Below are 17,123 nucleotides of genomic sequence, written 5' to 3' on the forward strand. Positions count from 1 at the left end.
TTAGCTGCCCTCGTCGCGCCCGCCCGAGGCGGACTTGCCCGACTGCCCGCCCGCCGCGACCAGCGTTTCGGCAGCGAAATGGACAAGACCGGTCACCAGGAAGGCCATCGTCAGGATCCAGGCGAGCGCGGTCACCGTGCCGATCTGCGGCTTGATGAAGGCGCTGACGAACAATAGCGCGATCACCACGCAGATGGTGAGCGCTGCGAGCGTGCTGAGCATCACGGCGCGCTGTGCGAGCTTGCGACGGCGGCGCAGCCTGGGAAGCTCGCGGCTGCCCTTGGTCTTGCGGTCGTCCTCCATCCGGCGCTCGATTTTCTCGATCCGCCCGGCGATCCAGATCAGCCGGCTCATCATGACGTTCATCACCGCGCCGATACCGGCAAGCAGGAAGGCCGGCGCCAGGCTCAGCCGCACGATTTCCTGCACGCGCAGGGTCGAGGCGGTGCGTTCGAGCAGGTCGGCGGCGAGATTCGAACCGCCCGAGGCGACGATATCGAACCAGATCATGACTTGCCCGCACCTCCGCTGAAATTGCCGCCCCCGCCGCGATTGGCATTGTAGGGGTTCTTGGGGCTCTTGAGCACGACGCGCACCGGCACCGCGTCAAAGCCAAGCTTGGAGCGAATGCCGTTGACCAGATAGCGCTCGTAACTCTTGGGCAGATCGTCGAGCCGGGTGCCGAAGACCACGAAGCGCGGCGGACGGGTGCCGGCCTGGGTGATGTAGCGCAGCTTGATCCGGCGACCTCCGGGCGCGGGCGGAGGATTGGCCGCGAGCGCATCGTCGAACCAGCGGTTGAGCGCGGCGGTGGGCACGCGTTTCGACCAGCTTTCGCGCAATTCGAAGGCGGCTGCGAGCATCGTGTCGAGCCCCTTGCCGGTCTTGGCGCTGACCGCGAACAACGGCAGGCCCCGGACCTGCGCGAGCCCATCGTCGAGCGCTGCGCGAATGCCGTTGAACAGGCTCGAGGCGTTTTCGGCCACGTCCCACTTGTTGATCGCTATCATCAGGGCGCGCCCTTCTTCGAGCGCGAGGCTGGCGATCTTGAGGTCCTGGTGTTCGAGCCCCTGCGTCGCGTCGAGCAGCAGCACCACGACCTCGGCAAAATCGACCGCGCGGCGCGCATCGGCGACCGAGAGCTTTTCGAGCTTTTCAGTGACATTGCGCTTCTTGCGCATCCCTGCGGTATCGATCAGCCGGATATCGCGCGTCTCGCCCGATTGGGGATCGGTCCATTGCCAGTCGATCGCGATCGAATCGCGGGTGATGCCCGCCTCGGGTCCGGTCAGCAGGCGATCCTCGCCCAGCAGCCGGTTGATCAGCGTCGACTTGCCCGCATTGGGCCGCCCGACGATGGCAAGCTTGAGCGGGCCGAGCGGGGCGTCCTCGTCCTCGTCTTCGCCGGCAGGGGCGTTGGCGGCTTCCTGCGCGGCATCGGCCTTTTCGCCGATGATCGGCCACAAGCCGCCGAACAGGTCAGCCACGCCTTCACCATGTTCGGCCGACAGCGCCACCGGTTCGCCAAAACCGAGCGAATAGGCCTCGAGCACGCCGCTTTCGCCGGCTGCGCCTTCGGCCTTGTTGGCGACCAGCACGATCGGCACGTCGTGTTCGCGCAAATAACGCGCGATCTCGTTGTCGAGCGGGGTGAGGCCGGCGCGCGCATCGACCACGAACAGTGCGGCATCGGCGCCTTCGAGGCTGGCTTCGGTCTGCTGGCGCATCCGCCCGGGCAGGGTGTGGGCGTCCTCGTCCTCCCAGCCTGCGGTATCGACGATGGTGAATTGCAGCCCGGCAATCTCGGCATCGCCCATGCGGCGGTCGCGGGTGACGCCCGGCTGGTCATCGACCAATGCGAGTTTCTTGCCCACCAGCCGGTTGAAGAGGGTGGACTTGCCCACATTGGGGCGACCGATAATGACGACGGTGGGTTTCATATGCGCTCACGCAAGTGGCCCTTACCCCGCCACTTGGCAAGGCGAAGACCCTTTAGCTGTCCTTCTTGGCGACCGGCGGATTGTCGCCGAGATCCTCGTACCATGCCTCGACCGGCCCGGTGAGCTTGATCGTCAGCGGGTTGCCCTTGCGATCGACGGTCTTGCCCGCCTGCACCCGGACCCAGCCTTCGGAAATCGAATATTCCTCGATGTCGGTGCGCACCCGGTCCTTGAACCGGATGCCGACGCCGCGTTGCAGCGCATCGCCATCGAAATGCGGGCTGCGCGGATTGACCGAGAGGCGTTCGGGCGGAGTGTCGTTTTTCTGTTCGTCGCTCATGGGCGCGCCGTTAGTCGCCCGCGCGGCGCGGCGCAAGAAAATTGGCGCATCACGCCGTGTCGGGCCCGGGCGGGGTTTCGTCGGGGCCGCGTCCTGGATTGTCGCGATCGGGGGCGGGTGGCTCGATCTCGTCCGGCTGCGAGGGCGGATTGGTATCGGGCACGCTGTCGGGCGGGCTTTCGGGCGGGGCGACCGGATCGATCCTGTCGGGGGCGGGGTCGGGCTGGGTGGCCATGTCAGGCTCCTGTCATTTCAGTCGGGGGGAAGCAGGGTAGTGGGCGTGGTTGCGTCAAGTTCTTCCTCGCCTGCACCGTCAAGCTCCTGGCGGCGGCGCAGCGAAGCGGCGAGCTCGGGGTCGACCTCATCCGGATCAGCGCGTTGGCCCGGCTTGGTGCCCTGGCGCTTCTCGACCTCGCGCTCGAGCGCGGCGGTGGCTTCGGGATCGACATCGGGATCGACCACCGGCGGAGTGGCAGGCGGCGTGCGCGGCGTTTCGTAATCGTCTGGGCGGGGCATGGCAGGCTGTCCTTTCACCTCTCTCAACACCGGCCAGCCGAGCGCGGTTCCGAAACTTGCGCGCCGCTGTTGCCCAAGCCTTGCCCTTTGGCCGCCTTCGATATAGAGGCCCCTGCTAACGCGCGCGGGGGACCACTAGGGTTTCCCGCGCGGCTTCGTTCGGGCTTTGCGGGCGTGGCGGAATTGGTAGACGCGCTGGTTTTAGGTACCAGTATCGCAAGATGTGGGGGTTCGAGTCCCTTCGCCCGCACCATTCCGCCCGGCTTCACGCCTCTCGGGTTAAAGTAACAAAGGCTTCAGTGACATTCCCATGCAGACCAAGCAGACCACCAGTGAAGGGCTCAAGCGCGCCTATCTGATCACGATCACCGCCGATGAAATCGCGGACAAGATCGACAGCGAGATCAAGAAGATCGCGCCGCAGGTGAAGATGCCCGGCTTCCGCCCGGGCAAGGTGCCGGCCAATCTCGTCAAGAAGATGCATGGCGAACAGATCCACGCCCAGACGCTTAACGACACGATCCGCGAATCGGTCGACAAGCTGATCAAGGAAGAGGACCTGCGTCCCGCGATGCAGCCTTCGATCGCACTCGACGAGGGCTACGAGGAAGGCAAGGACGCCGAAGTCACTGTCGAGCTCGAAGTCCTGCCGCAGGTCGAGGCGCCGAGCACTGACGGTCTCAAGCTCGAAAAGCTGGTCGTGCCCGTCACCGACGAGCAGATCGAGGAAGCGATCGGCAATATTGCAGGGCAAAACAAGAGCTACAAGGACGCGGCCAAGACCAAGAAGGCTGCCGAAGGCGACCAGCTGATCATCGACTTCGTCGGCAAGCTGGACGGCGAGGAATTCGAAGGCGGCAAGGCCGAGGACGCGGCGCTGGTGCTGGGTTCGAACACCTTCATTCCGGGCTTCGAAGACCAGCTCGTCGGCGTGAAGAAGGGCGATGAGAAGACCATCACCGTCACCTTCCCCGAAGATTACCAGGCCGAGCATCTCGCCGGCAAGGAAGCGACCTTCGATGTCACCGTGAAGGCGGTGAAGACCGAGACCGACACCAAGATCGACGATGATTTCGCCAAGCAGCTCGGGCTCGACAGCCTCGACAAGCTCAAGGAGATCATGAAGGGCCAGCTCGAACAGCAGACCGCCGGCCTCACCCGCACGCAGATGAAGCGTTCGCTGCTCGACCAGCTGGCTGCCGGCCACGATTTCGAAGTGCCTTCGCAGATGGTCGACGCCGAGTTCGAACAGATCTGGGCGCAGCTTCAGCAGGAAGCCCAGAAGGAAGACAATCCCGAAGAGGCGCTGAAGCAGATCGAGGACGAGAGGGACGATTACAAAGCCATCGCCGAACGCCGTGTGCGCCTCGGCCTGCTGCTGTCCGAAATCGGCCAGGCCAATGGCGTCGAGGTCACCCAGCAGGAAATGTCGATGCTGGTCCAGCAGGCCGCGCAGCAATATCGCGAGGAAGATCGCGAGCGGTTCATGCAGTATATCCAGCAGGAGCCGATGGCCGCTGCCCAGCTTCGCGCACCGCTCTATGAAGACAAGGTCGTCGACTTCCTGTTCGACAAGGCCGATGTCACCGAGCGTGAAGTGACCGTCGAGGAGCTCCAGGCCGCGATCGAGGCCGACGAGGAAGCCGAAGCCGAAAAGGCCAAGGCCGCGCCGAAGAAGAAGGCCGCCAAGAAGGCTCCGGCGAAGAAGGCTGCTCCCAAGAAGGAAGCCAAGAAGGACGGCGAGAAAAAGCCGGCTGCCAAGAAGGCCCCGGCCAAGAAGGCAGACGCTGACAAGAAGCCGGCCGCCAAGAAGGCCACGGCGAAGAAGCCGGCAGCCAAGAAGGCTCCTGCAAAGAAGCCGGCTGCCAAGAAGGCGCCGGCCAAGAAGAAGGCCGACTGACGCCTCGCTTCACGCAGGCCCGATAGAAAAATTGAATAGGGGCGGCAGGCTTATCGGCCTGCCGCCCCTTTCTCTTGTCCGAGCTGGTCGACGAAATTCGCCTGCTAGAAATCGCCGCTTACCGAAAAGCGGAAGATCGGACCGATCCTGCGGTCCATCGCCTCGCGGAAAAGAATTGCTGCGTCGGGGCGCGATCCGTCGAAGACGGTGCGTTCGAACTTGTTGCGCGCTCCGAGGATATTGCCGGCGACCGCGCGCACGGTCAGCCCGAACACGTCCTTGTGCTCGATGAAGACGCGGGCGAAGACCGGTCCTTCATATTGCCGGCCGATCTCGAACCGCCGCGAATAGGGCGCATTGGTCATGGTGAACATGCCCGCGCCATAGGCGATGTCGCTGCGCGGTATGTCGTGGCGGTATTCGGCCTCGAACAGGTCGATCGTGTCCTGTGAGAACGGTCGCGAAAGGCCGGTGAAAGGATCATCCACGCTCATCCAGCGCTTGATTCCGCGCATTTCGATGCGCGCGCCGTTGATGCCGACCGGCTCGCCCTTGATCGTCGCGTTGACTTCGACCTGCGTTCGCTGGGCGTCGCCGATATTGCCGCGCGCCTCGCCGCCGCCGGGAAGCGGGAAGAAATCGACGAAATCCTCGAACCATGCATGGCGCAGTTCGAGCTTGACCGAGCCCCACGGCCCCAGGTTCTTGTTTGCCTCGATATCGATGTTCCAGCTCTGGTCGGGGACCAGTTCGTTATTGCCGGCATTGGCATTGTCATCGTCGATCGAGACGCTGGCGAGGAAGTCGCCGAAGCTTAACTGGCCCACCCTCCTGCGCGCCGAGATCGAGACATCGAAGTCATCGGCGGGTTTCCAGGTCAGCGACAGCGAGCCCTTGGGGCGCTGGAAACTGCGCGAATTGGCCGCGACCCCGGTCTGCTCGATCTTCGAATATTCGCCGCCCGCGGTCGCCTGGAGCGAGAGGCGGGGGGTCAGCTGACGGGTAAGGCTCAGTATGCCTTCGAAGCGGTCTTCGGTCACCCCTCCGGTCCCGGCGGGAAAGTCAACGTCGACGAATTCGCCATCGGCCTCGAGCACCATCAGTTCCGAGACCCGGTTCAGCCGGTTGAAGGCCGCCTCGCCCGAGACCTGCCAATCGGCGCCCCACATGCCCCAGCCATATTCGAACCGGCCGATCCGTTCGCCGCTCTCATTGGTCTGGCGAAAGATGCTTCCCGTCGCCGGGCTGCCATCATCGAAGCTATCGACAAGGCGGTTCGAGAAATTGTCGCGTTCGAAGCGTTCGAGGCCGATCAGCTTGAGCTTGCCGGGGCCGAGCGGGAACTCGATATCGCCGCCGATCTCGTATTCGGGGCCGTCGCTGCGCCGCCGCAGGTCCTGGAAACGGACCGGGCCGAGCGTGGGCACGGCCAGTTCGGTGTTGTCCGAGAAGAACCAGTCATAGCCGTAGCTCAAGTTCAGATTGGCGAGCGTTTCGGGGGCGATCCGATAGGTGAGGTTCGCGCCGAGCGTGGGATTGTCGAACCCGCCCGACGACTTGGTGTCCTGCGCCTCGATCAGGTTGCCCGCACCATCGGTGATTACGATCGGGCCGTCAGCGCCGAAGCGGTCGTTGCGGTTGCTGATCGAGATCGTGTAGTCGAGCGCGCCGGTCTTGCCCGAGACCGAGGCTTCGCCCCCGAACAGTTGGGCCTCGGTGTTGTGAAGGCGAAAACCGGTGTTCCAGCTGAACTGACCTGAAAGCCCGGAGCTTTCGTAGATCACGTTGGCGACCTGGCCGGTGAGGCCGGGGATGTCGAGCGCGTTGCCTTCAACGATTTCGATGCGCACCACGTCATCGGCCGGGATCCTGCGCAGCTGGTCCCGCGCGCTGTCGGACTTGCTCGAGAACCGCTCGCCATTGACCAGGACATTCTGGTCCGCCTGGCCAAGCCCGCGTTCGTCATTGTTGCCGCCGGTGATGACAAAGCCGGGGATACGCTCGACCATGTCGAGCGCGTTGCGCGGGGCGAATTGCGCGAAATAGTCAGGCGTAAAGACGCGACCTGCGCCTTGTTCGGCAGCGGACGTGTCCGCGGGCGCATCCGAGGGTTGCGCCGCTGCGGCTTCTTCGCTCGATCCGGCCTCGTCTTGCGCGCTGAGCGGGGCCGCAACCGCGATCGCCGCGGCCGAAACGAGCCAAATACTTGACTTCACTGTGGTTTCCGTTCGAGTGATGGTCAGTCTCCTTGCTGTCACATTCGCGAGGAACGCGGACAAGGAAACGCTATCTCGACTAGAATACGAGCGAGCCCGATGAACGGCGAGCCTCGTTTCTGGCTGAAACCTACCGTTCGATCAGGCTGCTAGGGGATGTGGCCGGGTGGGCAGTGCGCCGGCCAATGGTTAAGACCCTTGAAGTTGGCGCGGCGGCGTCCGACATAGGCGTCCAGTCAAAACGAGGATAGCAATTACATGATCGACCTGTTCGGCAATTCCGGCGAAACCCATGGCACGCAGGGCCAGTTCACCACCGATCCGCTGACCGGCGCTCTCGTCCCGGTGGTCGTCGAGCAGACCAGCCGCGGCGAACGCAGCTTCGACATTTTCAGCCGCCTGCTGCGCGAACGCATCGTCTTCGTGACCGGCCAGGTCGAAGACGGCATGGCCTCGCTCATCACCGCCCAGCTGCTGTTTCTCGAAAGCGAGAACCCGTCCAAGCCGATCAGCATGTATATCAATTCACCCGGCGGCGTGGTGACTGCTGGCATGGCGATCCACGACACCATGCAATATATCAAGCCGCGCGTTTCGACCGTGTGCATGGGCCAGGCGGCATCGATGGGCAGCTTCCTTCTCGCCGCGGGCGAACCGGGCATGCGCGTCGCGCTTCCCAATGCGCGGATCATGGTCCACCAGCCTTCGGGCGGCGCACGCGGCATGGCCTCGGACATCGAGATCCAGGCGCGCGAGATCCTGCGGATCAAGAGCCGGATGAACGATCTCTACGTGAAATATACCGGTCAGAGCCTCGATGACATCGAGAAGGCGATGGACCGCGACACCTTCCTCGAGGCCGAGGAAGCCAAGAAGTTCGGCATCGTCGACAAGGTTTTCGAAACCCGGCCCGAAAACGAGGAATCGGATGACAAGGAAGGATCGGGCGGCGCACCCGAATAGGCGCGGCAAGCATTGGCCGCGACCTGCCCCGGGGTGGGACGCGGCTATGCCCGGTTCATCTTCAATTGGTTAAATGCGGCATGAAAACCACTTAACCGGACCGAAAAACTTGGCCCCTATGTTGATTCATGCGGGGGCGGAGATACACTTGCCGAATCCGTGGCTTGCCCAGAAGGGCCGGTCGGCGGGTTCGAGGATTGACAGGAATGACCAAATTGAGCGGATCTGACAGCAAGAGCACTTTGTATTGCAGCTTCTGCGGCAAGTCGCAGCACGAAGTGCGCAAACTTATCGCCGGCCCGACCGTGTTCATCTGCGATGAGTGCGTCGAGCTGTGCAACGACATCATCCGCGAAGAGACCAAGGCCGGCCTTGCTGGCAAGAAGGAAGGCGAGGTCCCGACCCCGTCGGAAATCTTTGCGACGCTGAACGATTACGTGATTGGCCAGAACTCGGCCAAGCGCAACCTGTCGGTCGCGGTCCACAACCATTACAAGCGGTTGAAGCACTCGGCCAAGGCCGGCGATGTCGAACTTGCCAAGTCGAACATCCTGCTGGTCGGCCCCACCGGCACCGGCAAGACGCTGCTCGCGCAGACGTTGGCGCGCACCTTCGACGTGCCTTTCACCATGGCCGATGCGACCACGCTGACCGAAGCCGGTTACGTGGGCGAGGACGTGGAGAACATCATCCTCAAGCTGCTCCAGGCGTCCGACTACAATGTCGAGAAGGCGCAGCACGGCATCGTCTACATCGACGAGATCGACAAGATCACCCGCAAGGCGGAAAACCCCTCGATCACGCGCGACGTATCGGGCGAAGGCGTGCAGCAGGCGCTGCTCAAGCTGATGGAAGGCACCACCGCCTCGGTGCCACCGCAGGGCGGGCGCAAGCATCCGCAGCAGGAATTCCTGCAAGTCGACACCACCAATATCCTGTTCATCTGCGGCGGGGCCTTTGCCGGTCTCGACAAGATCATCGCCGACAGGTTGCAGAAACGCTCGATCGGTTTCGGCGCGCATGTCGCCGATCCGGACAAGCGCAAGGTCGGCGAATTGCTGGAGAAGAGCGAACCTGAAGACCTGTTGAAATTCGGGCTCATCCCCGAATTCGTCGGCCGTCTGCCGGTTATCGCCACTCTGCACGACCTCGATGTCGATGCGCTGGTGACGATCCTGAAAGAACCGAAGAACGCGCTGGTCAAGCAATATGGCAAGCTGTTCGAGCTCGAGGATGTCGAACTCACCTTCACCGACGAAGCGCTGGTCGCGATCGCCAAGCGCGCGATCACGCGCAAGACCGGTGCGCGCGGGCTGCGCTCGATTGTCGAGGGTATCCTGCTCGACACGATGTTCGACCTTCCCGACATGGAAGGCGTGACCGAGATCGTGATCGACGAGGACGTCGTCGCCGGCAAGAAGGACCCGATCCGCGTCCATGGCGGCAATGCCGATGGCGAAGCCAAGGAAGAGGCGGCCTAGACCGCTTCACCTTTCACAAGACAGCAAAGCGCCGCGATCCACCCGGACCGCGGCGCTTTTGCCATGCGCAAGGCAAGACCCCGCCCGGCACCTGGAGGATGGGCCGGACGGGGTCGGGGTTTAGCGGCGCCCCGGCTTGGGAGGGAAACGAACGAAGCGCGCGCTAGCGGGTTAGGCCGGGCAGGGGACATCAGCCCGGCAGGAACACCCCATCGGTGACATGGATCACGCCGTTCGAGGTCTGGACATCGGCCTGGGTAACAGCCGTCGCCCGGCCCGCGCCATCGGTGATCACGATCGTGTCGCCCGAAAGCCGAGCTGTCAGCTTCTCGCCGGCAAGCGTGTCGATCGTCGCCGACCCGCCACGGCGGTTGATCAGATGGGCAAGGTCATCGGCGTTCACCGAGCCCGATACCGCGTGATAGGTGAGAATATTGGTCAGCTGGCCCTTGTTTTCGGGCCGCAGCAGCGTGGCCACGGTGCCATCGGGCAACTTGGCAAAGGCGGTGTCAGTCGGCGCGAAGACGGTGAACGGACCCGAGCCCGACAGCGTGCCGGCGAGGTCGGCCGCGACCACTGCGGCGACCAGTGTTTCGTGCACGCCGGTGCTCTGCGCGGTCTGCACGATATTGGGCGCCTGCGCGGTGCGCGTGGTGTGGTGCGCGAAAGTCGTGGCGCTCGGCAGGGCGGCAACGGCAGCGGTCGCCGCAATCGAGGCGGCGATGGCGAGTTTGAAAGGGGTACGGTTCACAGTCATTGGTATCTCCATTGTCTGCAAGCCTCCCGATCTTGCATGGAGAATTACGCAGCCGCTTGCGATGCGGATGCGCGCGGCGAGCGAAAATGTTCGTAATTGACCGCTTCGGCCCCCGTCTGGCGGGCCATCGAACCGGCGTTCAGACCTGCGAGAACGTGCCCTCGGCGACCACCGGCCCGGCCTCTGCACCGACAGGCTTGCCGCCGATCGGCTCGCGGGTGAGCACCAGCGCGCTGCCATCGGCGATGTTGCGCACGATCTCTTCGGGCAGTTCCATGGCCAGCACTTCGCCGGGAGCCACCACGCCGAGCGATTGCAGCGCCTCGCCTTCGCCCGGCACCAGCCACAATTCGTGGTCGTGCACGCCGTCGGCGGTAAGGCCGATCGCGCCGATGAGCATCTGTTCGCTCTCCGGCACATAAGTCACGTCGATCCGCAGGCCGGTATCGCCAATCGGGACCTGCGCGACCAGCGGGTCGGTCGCGGCGAGCACGGGAGGCTGTCCGGCGGGCGGAGCGGGGACCGGGCCGAAGCCCGGCGCAGTGACAAACAACGCGAGCAGCAGCGCCGCGGCGCTCGCAAACCCGGTTGCCCATTGCCAGCGGCGCAGGCGCGATTCGAGCGCGATCACTCTTGCAGAGCCTTGATCGTCCCCGCGCAGCGCCGCGACCCTTGCCTCGATCCGCGACCAGACCGCCTCGCCGGGTTCTGCACCGGCCACGTCATCGGTCAGCGGAGCGAACCACCCGTCCCACCATTCCTTGCGCCGGGCGAATTCCGGGTCGGTGGCAAGCTTGCCGCGTGCTGCCAGCAATTCCTCGCCTTCGAGCAGGCCGAGCGCATATTCGGCCGCAATCATCGGATCGTCGCGCTTGATGTCGTTCTCGCCGCTCATCGTTATTCGCTCGCTTCGAGACAGGCGCGCAGCTTCATCAGACCGCGCCGAATCCAGCTCTTCATCGTGCCCAGCGGCACTTCGGCGCGCTCGGCCAGTTCGGCATAGGTGAAGCCATCGAAGAAGGCCGAGCGGATATTGTCGCGCGTGCGGTCGTCGAGCGCGCCCAGGCAGGTGTGAATCTGGGCGCTCTGCTGGGCATCGACGAGCAGCGCATCGGCGAGCGGCGCTTCGTCGGCGAGCGGGCTGGCCTCTTCGACCGGCACTGCTCCGCCGCGCACCTTGCCCGTCCTGAGTCGATCGATCGCCCGGTTGCGCGCAAAGGTCGCCAGCCACGAAATCGGGCTCGCCCGCGCGGGATCGTAGCGCTCGGCGCGCTGCCACAGATTGACATAGACATCCTGCAAGGCGTCTTCGGCTTCCTTCCTATCGTTCAAGATACGATAGCAGATGCCAAACAGCTTCACCCGGGTGGCGGTGTATATTGCCTCGAGCGCGCTTTCGTCTCCCGCAGCCAGCCGAGCCATATCGGCGCGCAAGTTCTCGCGTGCCTCCTCGCCTGGTCCCGTGCGGTCCTGCGGGCGGGTTGCAGCCATCAGCAATGGGTCTCGCAATCGGTGCCGTCGCCGCGCTCGATCTGGATCGTCGCGTGGCCGATACCGAAGCGATCTTCGAGGCTATGAGCGATTTCGTGCAGGAAGGCGTCTTCGGGCGGCCGCCCGGGCACGACGAGATGCGCGGTCAGCGCGGTCTCGGTCGTCGACATCGGCCAGATATGCAGATCGTGCACGGCTTTCACCCCTTCGAGCCCTGCCAGATGCGCGCGGACTTCGGCAACGTCAATCCTTGCAGGAACTGCAAGCAAGCCCATGGCAAGGCTGTCCTTTGCCAGCCCCCAGGTGCCCCAGGCGATCATCGCGACGATGGCGAAACTGACCAGCGGATCGATCCACCACAGCCCGGTCAGCACGATTGCGAGGCCCGCCACCACCACGCCGACCGATACCAGCGCATCGGCAGCCATGTGCAGGTAGGCTCCGCGAATGTTGAGATCTTCCTGGCCGCGAAGGAACAGCATGGCGGTGCCCGCATTGATCGCGACCCCGATGCCTGCAACCACCATCATCACCGTGCCTTGCGGCTCCTGGGGTTCCATCAATCGGTGGACGGTCTCGAACAGGATCGCCCCGATCGCCACTGCGAGCAGCAGCGCATTGGCAATCGCTGCAAGGATGGTGGAGCTTTTGAAACCGTAGGTGTAGCGGTCGCTCGGCGCGCGCTTTGCCGCGAGCGATGCGCCCCAGGCGAGCAGCAGGGCGAGCACGTCCGACAGGTTGTGCCCGGCATCAGCCACCAACGCCATCGACCCGTAAAGAAAGCCGAATGTCGCCTCGATAATGACGAAGCCTGTGTTGAGGATGACCCCGATCGCAAAGGCGCGGCCGAAATCCTTTGGCGCGTGGTGGTGGCCGTGGTGATCGTGGAGGCCATGGCATTCCACATTGCCATCGCCGGCGCCGTATTTGTGTGCGTGGCTGTGCCCCATCGCGCTAGTCATAGACACAGGCGTCGAGCCCGTCACCCTTCACGACATTGATCCGCCGCTCGATCGAATTGCCATGGCGGGCAAGCCAGCCGCGCGGATTGGTGACCGAGCGTTTCTTCGGGCTGGGCAAGGCCACGGCCATGCGGCTTGCCTCGTCGGGAGAGAGCCGGGCCGCTGACCGCGAGAAATAACGCTGTGCTCCCGCCTCGGCACCATAGGTCCCGATCCCGGTCTCGGCGACATTGAGATAGACTTCCATGATCCGCCGCTTGCCCCAGACCGTCTCGATCCAGAAGGTGAACCACGCCTCGAAGCCCTTTCGCACATAGCCGCCGCCCTGCCACAGGAAGACGTTCTTGGCCGTCTGCTGGCTGATCGTCGAGGCGCCGCGTTGCCGTCCGCCCGCGCGATTTTCGGCCATGGCCTGCTCGATCGCCTCGGTGTCGAAGCCGAAATGCGAGCAGAACTTGGAATCCTCGGCAGCGATCACCGCAGCGACCAGGTCGGGATCGATATTGTCGAGGCTTTCCCAGTCCCTGGTGAAGCCGTTTTCATCCAGCAGCATGGTCGCGGTGACTGGAACGGGCAGCCATTTGAATGCTAGCACCAGGAGCAGGCACAGCCCCACGAACCACATGACGAGCTTGGCGAGAAAGCGGGTGATGCGAACCATGCCCCGATCACTAGGCGGGGGCGATCGGCTCGGCAATCAGCTTTGTGACGCGGCGATCCGTTCGGCCCAGGCGATGCGGCGCAACGGGCCGGGTCGGTGGCTGCCAAAGGGATAGCAGGTGGCAAGAGCTAGCAGGCCGCCGCCATCTCCCGCGGGCACGCTGAATTCGTCCCATCGCACCGTTTCCAGCCGGGTCACGCGGAAGCGGGTGCTGGTGCCATCGATCCGGTCGAATGTGATCACGTCACCCGAGGCAAGGTCGCGAACGAATGCGAAATGGGTGTCGCGATGCGCTGCAAGAACGGCGATCCTCCTGGCGGGGTCATCGAGGATCGCGGTCGGTCCGAATGCCATGGCCTCGCCCGATCCGCCAGATAGCACGACCTCGCTCACACCGAGCCGCTCGACACCGATGCGCGCCAGCGGCGCGGTGTCGGCCCAGCGCCACGGCTTGACCGGTTCGCCTGCCGCGACGCTGCGTTCGAATGCGCGGTCGAGAAGGATCTGGGCGATCCCGGCCTTGACCGGGATGTAGAGCCCCTTGGCGACAAGGCCCATCCCGGCCAGCAAAGCCAGAGCGAACAGCGCGCGGAACAAGCCTGGCAATCGCTCTGCCGGCTTCTGCGCGCAGCTGGCATCGCGATGGAAATCGCCAAGGGCGGCGGGAGCGGCGGACATCAGGCGGCCATCCACTGGAGGCTCGGGACAGTCCGCAAGGCTGTGAGCCGCTCCCGCCACCAGCCCACCCGCCCAAGCGCCAGCCCCGCGCCGCCCGCCATGAGGAGGAGGACGCCGAGCCAGAGCGTAAGGACATAGCCGGTGGACGTATCGGGGAGTTGAAGCTGCTGTCGCTCTTTCTGGCTTTCGAGCGGTGGTGAGCGATCAGCGCGGGTGGATTGCGCGCCGAACAGGTGATCGAAATCCCATCCTGCGGGCAAGAGCAGCGGCAATTCCTCGCGTGTCAGCCGCGCGCCTTCGGGCCGGGCGGGCGTGTCATCAACCGCGACGAGGCTGGTGCGGCTGGTGACGAGGTGAAATGCCATTCCAAGCTCCTCGATCGCCGCATCGGCAGCATCGTGGGAAAGCTCGCCCGACCAGCGGCCCGCCTCGACCTCGGCGATGCGGCGGCGCGCCCAGAGCCTTGCGACCGCATCGCTCGAAGCGGCCTCGGCAAGGTCGATTGTCCGGCTCCAGCGTCGCCCCTCGATCATGCCGGTCACGGTGAGCGAGCCGCCCAGCGCGCGCGTCCGGCCAAGCAGCACCAGCGGCTCGCCGGCATAGAGATCGGGTAGCTGGCGCGGGGCAAGATCGAGGTCGCTTCCGGTGACGCGCGCGGTGAGTCCGGTGGCGACGGGGCGCGCCAGCCGGTCGAGCAGGCGTTGCATCGTGCGCTCGGCCTCCTCGCCCATTCCGATATGGGTGAAGGTTCCGCGCCCGGCCTCTGCCATCCGGCGCATGAGATAGCTGTTGGGTGCTGAGCCGATCCCGACCATGAACACACGGCTGCGGCCACCTTCCTGCTCGATCGCGTGCATCATGTCGGCTTCGTTCGATAATGCACCGTCGGTCAGGAAGATGACCTGGCGCACGGGACCCTCGCGTCCGGCTGTCCCACCCCTCAGGGCCGCGTAGAGGGCAGGGAGCATTTCGGTCCCGCCTTCGGCTTCGAGACGGTGCGCAAAGCCCTTGGCAGCCGCGACATTGTCAGCGCTGGCGGCGATCGGACCGGGGAAAAGCTCGGTCATGGTGTCGTCGAAGCGGATGATGTTGAACCTGTCCTGCGGTCGCAGCGTCTCGAGCGCGTAGAGGAGGCTGCGGCGGGCGGCGACCATGCTTTCGCCAGCCATCGAACCCGAATTGTCGATCACGAAAATCATCTCGCGCGCCGGCGCTTGGCCGATCCGTTCCGCCGCGGGCGGGGCGATCGTCGCCATGACATAATCGCGGCCCTCGTGGCTCTGGCGGAACAGGCCGAGAGCGGGCGCATCGCCCGCCGCACGCCAGCGAAGTTCGAAATCGCGATTGGCCGGAACCGCCCCTTCGGCAAGTTCGACGGTGCGGCGCGCGCCATCGCCGGTGATTGCGATCGCGTGATAGGGGCTGGATATGGCCTCGGCCGCGAAACCGGGCTGGAGGTCGATGGTGATGGAAACAGGATTGTGGCCGCCGCCCGCGCGTGCGGCCTTGCCCGGTTCGGCGGTGGGCGCGAGGATATCGGAAGCGCCGGCAAGCGCGGCTGTACGGCTGATCGCGCCATTCGCCTCGCTGCTGCCCGCGACGTAGCGGGGGGCTACCACCAGCGGCAGGCGCAAAGCGTAATCGCCCGCGACCTGGCGGACCGGGGCCTGCAATTCGATCTGCACCAGCACCGTCTCGCCCGGGCCGACATTGGCCACCGAATTGCGAAACATGTTGGGGCGCGATTGCTCGACGAGGCCGGCTTTCCGGCCGTTGGCCCTGGCTTGCTCGTAGATTTCGCGCGCCACCTCCCTGGGCTTGATCTTGCCCTCGAAGATCCGGTCGCCGACCACCATCCTGAGCGTATCGACCGCGCCGTCATCGGGAAGGGGATAGAGATAGGTCGCCTCCATCCATTCCTCGGAGGTGTTGCGAAATGCCTGGGTCACGGTCACCCGCGCGCTCTGCCCGGTGATGCTGGCCCGGATATCGGTGCCGAGGCGAACCGCGGGGACCGCAAGCGCCGTCTCGTCGCCCGCGCGCCGAAGCATCAGCCCTCCCGCCTCTGCCAGCCTTGTCCGCGGCAGCGCGCGCCCTTCGGTCGGGCTTGCGCCTGTCGCCAGGCCCACGGGTGCGGCTCCCGGGGTGGCGATGGCTGGCGAGAGGACGCCGGACCCCGCCAGAACGGCGAGCGCCGCAAGTGACACGATCGCCATCACCAGCAGGGCATTCCGGTCGAGTGTTATGGCATTTCGTCGCACGTCAGCCTCCGTTCATCGCAAGTCGCTATTCGGTTAGCGAGCCGGAACGGCGCCGCGCCACCGGCAAGAATGGCCAAATCTCGCCGGTTTGACGGGCATCGGCGGCGTTCGATGCGGCGATGTGCGGATATGTGCGGATTAGTGAGGGAGTGGAGCCGATGATGGGCAGTGCCGGAGTGATGAGCGAGATCGACAACGCGCAAGTGGCGCAAACCTTGCGCGAGGAAATCGCGAAGCGCCGGATCAGCCGAGCCGGTCTCGCCCAGAGGGCGCGCCTTTCGGTCTCGACACTGGAAAAGGCGCTGTCAGGGCGTCGCCGGTTCACCCTGGCGACAATCGTCAGGCTCGAGGAAGCGCTCGGAGCGAGCCTGCGCGACGCGCCGGAGCGCGAGGTCAGTGCCCCGGCGCTGGCCCCGCCCGAAATGGGGTTCTACTCGCGCCCTGCCGTGCAGTGGATCGAGGGAGATTATCTCACCCTGCGCGCCAGTTTCGGCAATGATGGCGGGGTTTATGCCTATCGCACCGTCATTCGCTGGAGCAAGGACAGGGGCCACCTCGTCTTTGCCGAAAGCGACCGCCTCGACGCGACATTCGAGCAGGCGGGCTTCGTCTCGATGCCGCATCTGTCAGGCCATACCTATCTGATGACCAGCGAAGCGGGGCAATATCGCATGATCATGCTGGGCCATGCCACGCGCGAGCAGCGCATGTTCGGCCTGCTATCGACGTTGCAAGTGGGGCAAGGTTCGCAATTGGTGCCGGTCTCGTGCCCGGTTGCCTTCGTGCCGATGAAACAGGTCGCCGAGCCGGTCTTTGGTCTCGCCCGCCCCGGCGAGAAGGCTTGCGAGCGATATCGCGCCATCCTCGACACCGCGCTTGGCGATGATTTCTGCCGGTTGCGAAGCTGAACGAAAAAGGCCGGACGACACCGCCCGGCCTTTCCCCTTAATCCTGCTT

At 64.7% G+C, this 17,123-nt stretch carries 17 protein-coding genes and 1 tRNA gene; 5 read left to right on the plus strand and 13 right to left on the minus strand.

Features of this window, described 5'->3' with window-relative positions:
• From ACKTSM_RS04605 to ACKTSM_RS04625, 5 genes are read right to left on the minus strand one after another with little or no spacing between them, the layout of a single operon-like run.
• Nucleotides 1-510: a DUF2721 domain-containing protein gene (locus ACKTSM_RS04605; RefSeq protein ID WP_407875951.1), complete on the minus strand. Its 510-nt coding sequence runs from the start codon at nucleotides 508-510 to the stop codon at nucleotides 1-3.
• Nucleotides 507-1,940 (minus strand): ribosome biogenesis GTPase Der, encoded by a 1,434-nt coding sequence (gene der / locus ACKTSM_RS04610; protein WP_407875952.1) that lies wholly within the window; start codon nucleotides 1,938-1,940, stop codon nucleotides 507-509. The genes ACKTSM_RS04605 and der overlap by 4 nt, the downstream gene beginning before the upstream one ends.
• Nucleotides 1,941-1,992: 52 nt before the next feature.
• Nucleotides 1,993-2,280 (minus strand): DUF3297 family protein, encoded by a 288-nt coding sequence (locus ACKTSM_RS04615; protein WP_407875953.1) that lies wholly within the window; start codon nucleotides 2,278-2,280, stop codon nucleotides 1,993-1,995.
• A gap of 49 nt (nucleotides 2,281-2,329) precedes the next feature.
• Entirely contained in the window at nucleotides 2,330-2,515 is a 186-nt protein-coding gene (locus ACKTSM_RS04620; RefSeq protein ID WP_407875954.1) for a hypothetical protein, read from the minus strand.
• A gap of 17 nt (nucleotides 2,516-2,532) precedes the next feature.
• On the minus strand, nucleotides 2,533-2,796 hold the full coding sequence (locus tag ACKTSM_RS04625; RefSeq protein ID WP_407875955.1) for a hypothetical protein: 264 nt from the start codon (nucleotides 2,794-2,796) through the stop codon (nucleotides 2,533-2,535).
• Nucleotides 2,797-2,964: 168 nt separating this feature from the next.
• Between ACKTSM_RS04625 and ACKTSM_RS04630 the strand changes: the two genes are divergently transcribed.
• A tRNA-Leu gene (locus tag ACKTSM_RS04630) sits at nucleotides 2,965-3,049 on the plus strand.
• Nucleotides 3,050-3,106: 57 nt separating this feature from the next.
• Nucleotides 3,107-4,696 carry a trigger factor gene (gene tig, locus ACKTSM_RS04635; protein WP_407875956.1) on the plus strand — a complete coding sequence of 530 codons (1,590 nt, stop codon included), beginning with the start codon at nucleotides 3,107-3,109 and terminating at the stop codon, nucleotides 4,694-4,696.
• 104 nt (nucleotides 4,697-4,800) lie between these two features.
• Here the strand turns inward: tig and ACKTSM_RS04640 are convergent, their stop codons facing one another.
• A complete protein-coding gene (locus ACKTSM_RS04640) occupies nucleotides 4,801-6,912 on the minus strand; it encodes a TonB-dependent receptor plug domain-containing protein (RefSeq protein WP_407875957.1) in 2,112 nt (703 codons plus the stop codon).
• Between the two features lie 258 nt (nucleotides 6,913-7,170).
• Here ACKTSM_RS04640 and ACKTSM_RS04645 point away from each other — a divergent pair, with 258 nt between their 5' ends.
• Together ACKTSM_RS04645 and clpX are read left to right on the plus strand one after the other, a co-directional pair.
• Entirely contained in the window at nucleotides 7,171-7,875 is a 705-nt protein-coding gene (locus ACKTSM_RS04645) for an ATP-dependent Clp protease proteolytic subunit (protein ID WP_407875958.1), read from the plus strand.
• Nucleotides 7,876-8,081: 206 nt separating this feature from the next.
• Nucleotides 8,082-9,356: an ATP-dependent Clp protease ATP-binding subunit ClpX gene (gene clpX, locus ACKTSM_RS04650; RefSeq protein WP_407875959.1), complete on the plus strand. Its 1,275-nt coding sequence runs from the start codon at nucleotides 8,082-8,084 to the stop codon at nucleotides 9,354-9,356.
• A 190-nt stretch (nucleotides 9,357-9,546) separates the two neighbouring features.
• Here clpX and ACKTSM_RS04655 read toward each other — a convergent pair whose 3' ends face one another.
• The 7 genes from ACKTSM_RS04655 to ACKTSM_RS04685 all read right to left on the minus strand — a co-directional run bounded on the left by ACKTSM_RS04655 (nucleotide 9,547) and on the right by ACKTSM_RS04685 (nucleotide 16,166).
• Complete coding sequence (locus ACKTSM_RS04655; RefSeq protein WP_407875960.1) at nucleotides 9,547-10,113, minus strand: fasciclin domain-containing protein; 567 nt, start codon at nucleotides 10,111-10,113, stop codon at nucleotides 9,547-9,549.
• 139 nt (nucleotides 10,114-10,252) lie between these two features.
• Entirely contained in the window at nucleotides 10,253-11,008 is a 756-nt protein-coding gene (locus tag ACKTSM_RS04660; RefSeq protein ID WP_407875961.1) for an anti-sigma factor domain-containing protein, read from the minus strand.
• Nucleotides 11,009-11,010: 2 nt separating this feature from the next.
• Nucleotides 11,011-11,604 (minus strand): sigma-70 family RNA polymerase sigma factor, encoded by a 594-nt coding sequence (locus tag ACKTSM_RS04665; protein WP_407875962.1) that lies wholly within the window; start codon nucleotides 11,602-11,604, stop codon nucleotides 11,011-11,013.
• The gene (locus ACKTSM_RS04670; protein WP_407875963.1) at nucleotides 11,604-12,554 is read right to left on the minus strand and encodes a cation diffusion facilitator family transporter; all 951 of its coding nucleotides are present in this window, start codon (nucleotides 12,552-12,554) and stop codon (nucleotides 11,604-11,606) included. The genes ACKTSM_RS04665 and ACKTSM_RS04670 overlap by 1 nt, the downstream gene beginning before the upstream one ends.
• Before the next feature lie 4 nt (nucleotides 12,555-12,558).
• Nucleotides 12,559-13,227 carry a monofunctional biosynthetic peptidoglycan transglycosylase gene (gene mtgA / locus ACKTSM_RS04675; RefSeq protein WP_407875964.1) on the minus strand — a complete coding sequence of 223 codons (669 nt, stop codon included), beginning with the start codon at nucleotides 13,225-13,227 and terminating at the stop codon, nucleotides 12,559-12,561.
• A 36-nt stretch (nucleotides 13,228-13,263) separates the two neighbouring features.
• Entirely contained in the window at nucleotides 13,264-13,905 is a 642-nt protein-coding gene (locus ACKTSM_RS04680; protein ID WP_407875965.1) for a sortase domain-bontaining protein, read from the minus strand.
• A complete protein-coding gene (locus tag ACKTSM_RS04685) occupies nucleotides 13,905-16,166 on the minus strand; it encodes a marine proteobacterial sortase target protein (protein WP_407875966.1) in 2,262 nt (753 codons plus the stop codon). The genes ACKTSM_RS04680 and ACKTSM_RS04685 overlap by 1 nt, the downstream gene beginning before the upstream one ends.
• A gap of 158 nt (nucleotides 16,167-16,324) precedes the next feature.
• Here ACKTSM_RS04685 and ACKTSM_RS04690 point away from each other — a divergent pair, with 158 nt between their 5' ends.
• The gene (locus ACKTSM_RS04690; protein ID WP_407875967.1) at nucleotides 16,325-17,074 is read left to right on the plus strand and encodes a transcriptional regulator; all 750 of its coding nucleotides are present in this window, start codon (nucleotides 16,325-16,327) and stop codon (nucleotides 17,072-17,074) included.
• Nucleotides 17,075-17,123 lie beyond the last annotated feature (49 nt).

Source organism: Qipengyuania nanhaisediminis, from assembly GCF_045862805.1.
GTDB classification, from domain to species: Bacteria; Pseudomonadota; Alphaproteobacteria; order Sphingomonadales; family Sphingomonadaceae; genus Erythrobacter; species Erythrobacter nanhaisediminis_A.